Here is a 1,710-nt window from a genome sequence, read left to right as displayed (position 1 = left end):
TTGTCACACCGGGCAGCCGGTGTGACAACACCGGCCCACGGAAAGGGAAACACCAGATGTCATCAGTACGCCCGCGTGGCTGGCCCGCGGCACTCACCGCTGCGGCCGTCACACTGCTCCCGGCCGTCGTGGCGGCGCCCACGGCCCACGCCGAGGACGCGCCCGCGCTGACGCTCGTCGCCAACCACAGCAAGGTGGGGCTGCCCCAGCCGGCCGTGCGGGGGGACTCGTCGCAGATCGGCTGGGGCATGGCGGGCGAGGACGGCGGAAGCACGGCCAAGGACGTGGTCGTCAAGGTCGACGTCTCCGACATCTCCGGATTCGCCGACATCACCGGCCTCTCCTGCGTGGACGACATCTGCTCCTGGCCCAGCCGGAACATCTCCCCCGGTGAGTCCACCGGCGGCATCGTGGACGTCAACGCCAAACCGGGCGCCGCACTCGGCACGACGGGCACCGCACGGCTGTTCGCCACTTCGTCCAACGCCATCATCACGGAGACCACCGTCGAACTCACCGTCGGTGCGGTGGACCTCGGCATCGCCAGGATCCCGGACACGAAGGACGCAGCCCCCGGCTCGACCCTCGCCGCTCCGATCACGGTGTCCAACTCCGGTTCGCTCACCGCCGACGCCGTGACCCTCTCGCTCGCCGCCACCCCCGGTCTCGGATTCGCCCAGAAGTTCTCCAACTGCACCTACGGGAAGTCCACCGACATCCCCTCGGCACACGGACACGCGCTGGACACCGCCGTATGCCACCTCACCACCCCGGTCGAGCCGGGCAAGGCGTACCGGCTCTCCTCGGAGGTCGGCATCGGGGTCGAGCCGACGGCGCTCTACGAGTTCGTCGACTACCAGGTCGAAGCCGTCTCCTCATCCGTGCCCAAGGCGGCAGCCACCGACGGGCCGGTGCTCTCACTCGTGGAGGACGGCACGCCGCCGGTCGTGAGAACCGATCACGCCCAGTGGCGGATCGACGCTGACAACACCGCCGACATCGCCCTCACCGGCTCCACCGCGAACGCCGCCCCGGGCGACGAGACCGTGCTGACCGCGAAAGTCCGCAACAACGGTCCCGCGACCTTCAACCTGCTGAATTCCGACGCCCAGGTCGGTGTGCTGGTCGAGATACCCAAGGGCACCACCGCCGTGAAGATCCCGACGGAGTGCGACGTGTGGACAGGTGGCGGAATGGGCGAGCACACCCTGGGCGCCCGCGAGTACATGTGTGAGGTCGAGTCACCGTTCACCGTCGGCGAGACCGTGGAGCTGCCGTTCACCGTCAAGGTCGAGCAGGACGCCCCCGCCACCACTTCGGGCGACGTCGGCGTGACCACCGTGTGGGGAGGCGAGCTGGGCGCCGACAGGGACAAGGCGAACGACACCGCGAAGTTCACGGTGAAGACCGCGGCCTCCACCGCCACTCCGGGGTCCGCCGACCCGTCGTCGGACGGGAACGTCGGCGGGACCGGGGCCACCGTGTCGGACGGGCCCGCGGCGGCCGCTACGGGCACCCCGAACGCCTCGGGGACCATGGCGTCGACGGGCAGCGGGTCCACCCCGTTGATCGCCGCGACCGCCGCCGTGGCGCTGATCGCGGGTGGCGCGATCACGCTCGTGGTCCGCAGGCGCAGGACCCGTACCGGAGGAGCAGCGGCCTGACCCGGCCCGCGCGCTCCGCCCGCGTGTGCCGTGCCCGCCTCACCGC

1 protein-coding gene is annotated in these 1,710 nt (G+C 70.8%); it reads left to right on the top strand.

Annotated elements, in window-relative coordinates; translation table 11 throughout:
- Positions 1-56 precede the first annotated feature (56 nt).
- Positions 57-1,664 (top strand): hypothetical protein, encoded by a 1,608-nt coding sequence (locus ACFWEP_RS34515; protein WP_387376237.1) that lies wholly within the window; start codon positions 57-59, stop codon positions 1,662-1,664.
- Positions 1,665-1,710: the final 46 nt, after the last annotated feature.

Source organism: Streptomyces sp. NPDC060198 (assembly GCF_042728415.1).
Taxonomy (GTDB): Bacteria; Actinomycetota; Actinomycetes; order Streptomycetales; family Streptomycetaceae; genus Streptomyces.
This window is presented reverse-complemented; position numbering and strand designations above follow the sequence as displayed.

Excerpts from the sequence above, each read along its gene's own strand:
- ACFWEP_RS34515 (WP_387376237.1), top strand. The coding sequence starts at position 57 with ATGTCATCAGTACGCCCGCGTGGCTGGCCCGCGGCACTCACCGCTGCG.